Genomic DNA, 6,961 nt, shown 5'->3' on the forward strand with positions numbered 1-6,961 from the left:
TCAAACCAGATTCTACGGAAGATAAAGATTCATAATTGCTCGATGTAGGGAATTTTCAACTGCTACTTTTGGGGATTATTAAGTTGGTGTTGACAATGATAAATTGATTGGTCAAATATAAATTGATATATCATTCTTTCCAATCCGCCTAAAATAAATAAAGTCAACACTAGTAAAACACATAACCGGAGTAACTCTAGTATAAATGAAACTAATTTAAGCATTAGATCTAATCTTCCTTTCATTTTTATGCTTGGATTTCGACTAACTACTAATCCACGCACTCGTTTATCCCTATCATACGGATGGATAGGCGAATTCGTATTAACCACTTCAATAGGTTGATAGGCGAAGTTAGGCGCTATCATCCCGCATCTGTTCAATTCAGCATGACATATTGACTTGCTATCGTCATTTCAATCCCCTTCCAAGAAATAGAACATAGCCACTTCAAATTAAGAAAAAAATACAAATCGCTCATTAGGATAATCTGTCTGTAAAAACAAATAAGGGAATGCCCAAGAATCCGTGAAGACGAATGGACATTCCCTTGGTATACGATTGACTTAACAATGATAACTTAGAAGATTGAGTTCGACAACGATACATGAAGAACTTAAAGTGTTGGTTATCGGTTCCTTGAAAGCAAAATACTGGAAAAGATAAGCTGTTTCTTTCCCATGGATAACCCTTCTAGCTACTAAATGCGGATGCAGACTTCTAACGGCCCCTCCTTCCTCACCCTATTATTTCTTGATTGACAACCTATAATTTGTAATAATATTGAAATAATTATGTTCTTCAGCTAACCGCAATGTAAATTCATCTTGTATCATGCGGCTTAGATGCGATCCTACTTGGTACCAATGCTTCCCGAATGACTTTTGACGTATAAGGAATTCTCACGCTGCCCTTGTATCATTTACCTCGTTATTTCTAAATCCCATCAAAAACCTAACTGACTCTACTTCATGCTTCTTCTTTGGAAGTTCAGTGGTTAGTTGATCTGTATCGTCTTTCTTCTTCTCTTTGGAATTATGATATTGATTCAATAAAATAAACAAAAAGTATTATGGAATGCCAAATGACACTCTTCCATAATACTTTCTGTTATTATATTATAGATTGGTTGTTATAATTCTTCACTTTCCCCAGTACCAGCATAACACTCAACGCAAACAGGGATACGGACATACCAGGAAGAATATTATTTTGCCCTATTTCCAGTATGAACAAAATAATAACCAATTCTACTAAAAGAATTGCCCTAGTCCGCTTTCTGTAAGTTGCTATTTCGATCTGATCCAAAGGCTTATTACTGTCCTCCACAGGGCCCAGAATAAAAATGATTACACCTGCAAACAATGCCAATCCCAGACACATTGGATTCGTCCACGGTATCAGCTTTATTGCCATAAGTACTGTCGAGGTTAAAATTATAGAATACAAATAGCATAATAATTGTGTATTTGCATGGTATCCTCCAGCAAATGATCGTAATGGAAGATACGCAGCCATGAACAAAATACTTTGCCAGAACATCCCGCTGAATAAGCCAATAGCGACCGTTGTTAATATATTCAAGATAATAATAAGACCTTGCTGTAAGCCATAAGCATAAAGGTCTTTTTCATCTTCTTTTATACTTCCCAATTCAATAAGTTTGGCTATAGTTTTGTCCAATAAATGAGCTACCATTAGAATTTACGAAGTCGCTCCGCGCCCTTAGGCAGCTTCGGCTGATGGATAAAAGCAATACAGTTGGTGTTCACATTTAATGTCGTAACAAAAAGCGCTAATCCAGCAACTACCCCACCAAGGTTAACAATAAATTTCTTCATATCAATTCTCCTCATAGTTCATCTTTCTTTACACTTATGTACTTACACTATCAATATAATAAACCTCGTACGGAAAGAGGGTACAACTCATATATTTATTGGGTAAAATCAATGGTTTTATTTGAAGAAGCAGCAAGTAGATCTTTTACAGTAGGGTTATATAGGAGCACATCCACACAGAATTGTCTCCCCGTATGGTCTATGCTTATTGAGCCATTATATTTTACTATTGATTTTTGTACACTTTGCAAGCCTAAACCATGATTTTCCTTATCCGCATTTGTTGTTTTTATTTTATGATCTACAATCACGAGATCTCCACAATATGAATTAACCAATCTGATGTAGAGAACATTTCTGCTGAAATCAATAGATAGCTCAATGTTCTCATTTTCTTGTAGTCTGGAAGTTGCTTCTATAGCATTATCAAGCAGGTTGCCGATAATAATGACAATATCAATAGATTGGAAATTTAGCTGTTCAGGAACATTCAAATACAAATCAATCTCGATCCCCAGCTTCTGAGCCTCATATATTTTATAGTTCAATATACTATCCAGCTCCATGTTATTCGATTTGGCATATTCATTCGTAAAACTGGCAAGATGATAAATATTTTGTATGTAATCCAATGCTACATCGTTATTGCACTTTTCAATTAAGCCTTGAAGTGTTGATATATGCAGCTTGATATCATGACGAATGATTTTTATATTTTCCTGGGATTCAGTGATGATTTTCAATTGCTTCATATAAGCATTGTTTTGTTGTTTTAATAGATTTCTTTCCATTTTCTCTTGATAAGATTGGATCAGAATATCATATAAATAAAACACAAAAAAATTGATCAAAAACATGATTGTAATGCTTATGAATAGTTGGATTAGGTTATCGTTGTTGCTCTCTGTCATTAATATAAAGGTAGAAAACAGCGTTCCGAAAGGGATACCCACAACAGCACACCAGTGCAATGAACTGATTTCAATTCCTGTTTTTAACATTTTGAAATTTGAGATTATTAATACGACCGTGTAGGACAAAATTTTACTTACAATTAAAGATAAGATTAAATCTACATCGATAAAAAAAGTATGTTGATTCAAATCCAGCAAGGAGAACATGATGATAGTAATCGTTTCGACTGATATGAGAATCGCATAGATGTAAACAACAGCCGTAACCCGTAATTTAAGCGAACAAGAATACAATGCGGTGATCAGGAAAAATAAGATGAGGTTCGATAACATATTAAGGCTTGGAACATTAAATATGATATGTATTGCTCCAATGACGAAAAAATAGGATATATATACGATCAGTTCAAGCTTTCTATTAAGCTCATTACGCTCAAAAAAAATGCTCATAAACTTATAGATCGTATACGTTCCAAAAATATTAGTCAGCAAATAAACAATATCGTAGGTATCCATTAACAACTCGCACCTTCTCGCCTACGCTGTAGAAGTCGATCACGAACACACTTTCTTTGCTGTTGGCTGATAGGCAATATCGTTAGATCAGACATTTTCACATAATCATATTGGTATTCAATGACATGATAATAGTTCACCAAATAGGATTTATGAATGAAAAGATAGTCTTGATTATACAGCTGCTGTTCAATCTCGATAAGCTTGCTATAAAACTCATGATGTTGATCCTGCAGCACCATCCTCACCTTTTTACCTTTACTTTCAAAATATAAAATATCTTTGATCGGTATTTTGTTTTGGGTGCGTCCTGATTTATATTCAAAAAAATGATTTCCCCGATCTACTAGATCAATGGCTTTTCTTACCACGGCCTCTATTTTGTATTCTTGCAGCGGTTTGATCAAAAAATTCAACGGCCGAATATCAAAAAGCTCCATAGCGTAGCTGTCTTTTGCCGATATATAAACAATTTGTGTGGTTTCATTATTGAAATCATCTCTGATTTTCCGGCCTACCTCTACCCCATTCAGCATTTGAAGCTCTATATCCAGGAAGATCATATCAAAATACGCTCCATCTAAAAGAAAGTGAATAAGAGCCTCACCAGAATAAAAAACCTCTACTTCAACTTTTTCCGGGAGGCTCTTACTTAATGTTAATAAAATACTTTCCACTTGCGCGCAGACATGATTCTGGTCATCACATATGGCAATCCGTAGCACACTACTCACCCACCTCAGCTCAATACTACCAATTATATCATAACCATACTATATTTTGACAAAAAAAGAAGAAAAGCACCTTAACTCACCACACAAGTTAAAGTGCTTTTCTATATTATTTTTAGATTAATTATAATTTCCATCTAATGCAATGAGCCTTTGAGTACCATAGATCGTTGTTGCTAATACATTGTCATTATAAACGCCGTCTCCAGTTCTACCTGTTACATAAACTTTGCTATTTTCAAACTTGGTTACTACAGTAGAATGTCTCCATATAGTCCCGTTATGACCTTGAACAATATCACCTAAAAATGCATTTGCATATGTCAAAGTCTTTGACGTACCGTATGGCCCAATATTCGTATTACTTGGATTGCTTCTAGTTAAAAACTGATACAATTGGTCTACTCCAGCCCAAGAAGAACTCCGATTGGCCGAACTTCGATAATACCATTGACCTGTACCTACTATTCCACTTCCACCATCATCGTGTAAAGTTGCTCCCCCCGCTAATAATGCATGAGAGGCAAAATTAGTACAATCCCAAGCACCACTCAACTCAGAAAAATCATAATAAGGCACACTAGAACTTGAGCTTGTAGGGGCGTTTTCATCATAATTATTTCTTGCCCAGTCTCTAATGTCTGTACGATTTAGATAGGTTTTAGCATTAAGTTGGAACTCGGCATTTTTGTCTATTCCTACACTCTCTTGAGCATCCAAAATCAATTGTTCATTCTTTTGAATGGATTGCTCTTCAAAATCTTTTATATAGTTTTCTAAAAGCACATCAGTGTTCACTCTTAGAACCTTGGCATCTTGGAAAAGTTGATCAATCGGCCCCAAAGTCACGTCTTCGTACGGTTCATAGCAGCTAACCAACTTTAGTTCACCATTCGAACTTTTAGAGAGCGTTATTTCCAGCAGCTGCGAGCTTGTTGTTTGTTCACTGCTATAGAACCAGCCTCTCTCAACACGTATAATCATAAAGATTTCATTTTCATTTTCTTCCCATTTTTCGGTTTGGTGAGGATTAATTTCAATTTGGTAATCCTTATAGCTTAAATCAAGTACTTTATTCTGTATTTGTCCCAGCTCTATTTTGGTATCCAGCAATTTCTGAACATCTGCGGAGACATCCTTTGAAAAATCGTTATTTTCCCCGAGGTCTTTATGCTTATAGTACTTCTCTACAATACCAGCCGCAAACTTGAAATTATCTTCATTGAGAACCGATTCTTTATTATTGTCCGATACTTCATTGGCCGAAGCTTCTATAGGAGAAAACATAAAACCTATTACCATAATTGCCATGGATAAAAATGCTAAAGTCTTCTTCATCGTAATCCTCCCAGTATAAAGTAATGTTTTCTCCTGTTTTCTCACTCATTCTTAGATTTATAACTTTGACAGCTTGGGGCTCCTATTCTATTCATCGTTCAACGAAATTCAAGAGTTCGAGTTCAGTTCAGTTTCATATTTTTCAAGCTTCTCCATTACACCTTTCATCCATTTCTGATCATCCCATAATTTAGGGTTATCCAGTTTTTTTTCACTCGGGTGACCTGTAGCCATCGTATCTACACCATCTTTGTTACCAAAGTACAAATCTACTATTTTTAATGACTTGTTGACAGACTGAACTAACAGCTTGCAGCTCATTCCGGACCCTTGGTTAGTAAAAGTTAAACGTAAATAGTAAAGGTTGTCATCCAACTTCTTGAGCTCAACTTCCTTAAACTCATTGTCCATGCCGAAATTAACCCCAATACCGCCCTTCAATTCCTGCTGTTGTTCTAATGTCAACATCTTATTAGTGAAAGTAAGCAGATTTTCATTCGCAATGTAGTGTTCAAATGATACAGCTTCCTGCTCTGCAACCGCTCCGGTATACAGATTGACGAAAGCTTTTCCGATTTCCTCAATGGAAGCGTAGTCATTGTTACTAATCTGATCTGCTTGGATTGTAAACTGTTTATTAACCAGTTCATTTAATCTCTCTGTTGCCGATTTTTCTGGCGATTCAACAGAAGCGTCTATTTGAGTTGTTGATTCTTTTGCTGGATTATTGGCCTTCTGTGAATTTTCCTTCTGTGAACAACCCACAAGGAACGCAAATACCAGTACTGCAATACTTAATGTAAATTTCTCCATAGTACCACCTTTTAGTAAATCTCAGTTATCTCGTAGGTTCCGCGAGGTTCAAGACACGTTCTATGTTAATGTGTTATGGCGATCTCATTGCGCTCTAATGTCATTCATAAATGTCCTCCTCCTTTGCTTGGGTTTCGTAAAAATATTGTTCTGGCTTTCCAATCTCAGAATACAGCAGATAATTTACGATGCGGGAGGGTAACAAAATTGATGTATTTTTGGGGTAAAACTTAAAGGATTCTAAGCAAAGATCTACAAGAAATCAAATCCGTAGACGTGCTGAACGGAAATCCATTTGATGTAATTTTATCCTCATTGATTTTAGGTTCAAAAGCAAAATCAGCGGTTGACTAATTGTGAATAGAAGCGCTACGGGTTCGGAGGGTTCTTACGATCGCTGTTAAAGCCCGATTTCTCATTGAACAATGGATATAGGTTGAAATCGATCTTTAAAGGCGAACACTGACGTTTCTTCAGAATCCCTCCTACCCTCTGCTGTGTTCACACGTGGAGTCAACCGCTAATTTTTAGATTGAGCCTTTTTTGCGACAATTTCTTATAAGTTTCGCGCATTTCTGACGTTCGAGTGGCTTAAGGTGCGAAGCATTGGGTCGTCAGACTTAGACGGTGGATGTATCGCCTGAATTGACTTCTCTGATATCCCTCTTGGCGCTCTTGGCGATCAAGGGCGAATGCCCTCAGCAGGAGTGCTGTGTTGAACTAAACCGCTACGCGGTAGCTTTTTAAATCCTACAATCCTTACTGCCATTTTACCACGCTTTCCTTTATTATCTAGTAAAAAAAGGAA

At 36.3% G+C, this 6,961-nt stretch carries 6 protein-coding genes; all 6 read right to left on the minus strand.

Annotation, left to right across the window (positions count from 1 at the left end):
* Positions 1-1,113: 1,113 nt before the first annotated feature.
* The gene (locus tag J2T13_RS25875; RefSeq protein WP_429375560.1) at positions 1,114-1,698 is read right to left on the minus strand and encodes an accessory gene regulator ArgB-like protein; all 585 of its coding nucleotides are present in this window, start codon (positions 1,696-1,698) and stop codon (positions 1,114-1,116) included.
* Positions 1,698-1,841, minus strand: a complete 144-nt coding sequence (locus J2T13_RS25880; protein WP_429375562.1) for a cyclic lactone autoinducer peptide — start codon at positions 1,839-1,841, stop codon at positions 1,698-1,700. Before J2T13_RS25880 ends, J2T13_RS25875 begins: the two co-directional genes overlap by 1 nt.
* Before the next feature lie 95 nt (positions 1,842-1,936).
* The gene (locus J2T13_RS25885) at positions 1,937-2,842 is read right to left on the minus strand and encodes a sensor histidine kinase (RefSeq protein WP_429375563.1); all 906 of its coding nucleotides are present in this window, start codon (positions 2,840-2,842) and stop codon (positions 1,937-1,939) included.
* A gap of 428 nt (positions 2,843-3,270) precedes the next feature.
* The gene (locus tag J2T13_RS25890; RefSeq protein ID WP_429375565.1) at positions 3,271-3,996 is read right to left on the minus strand and encodes a LytR/AlgR family response regulator transcription factor; all 726 of its coding nucleotides are present in this window, start codon (positions 3,994-3,996) and stop codon (positions 3,271-3,273) included.
* Positions 3,997-4,122: 126 nt separating this feature from the next.
* Positions 4,123-5,340, minus strand: coding sequence for an amidase domain-containing protein (locus J2T13_RS25895; protein ID WP_429375566.1), 1,218 nt, complete (start codon positions 5,338-5,340; stop codon positions 4,123-4,125).
* A 108-nt stretch (positions 5,341-5,448) separates the two neighbouring features.
* Positions 5,449-6,153 (minus strand): hypothetical protein, encoded by a 705-nt coding sequence (locus tag J2T13_RS25900; RefSeq protein ID WP_429375568.1) that lies wholly within the window; start codon positions 6,151-6,153, stop codon positions 5,449-5,451.
* Between the last annotated feature and the right edge of the window lie 808 nt (positions 6,154-6,961).

This window comes from Paenibacillus sp. DS2015 (genome assembly GCF_050433705.1).
GTDB lineage: Bacteria > Bacillota > Bacilli > Paenibacillales > Paenibacillaceae > Paenibacillus_AQ.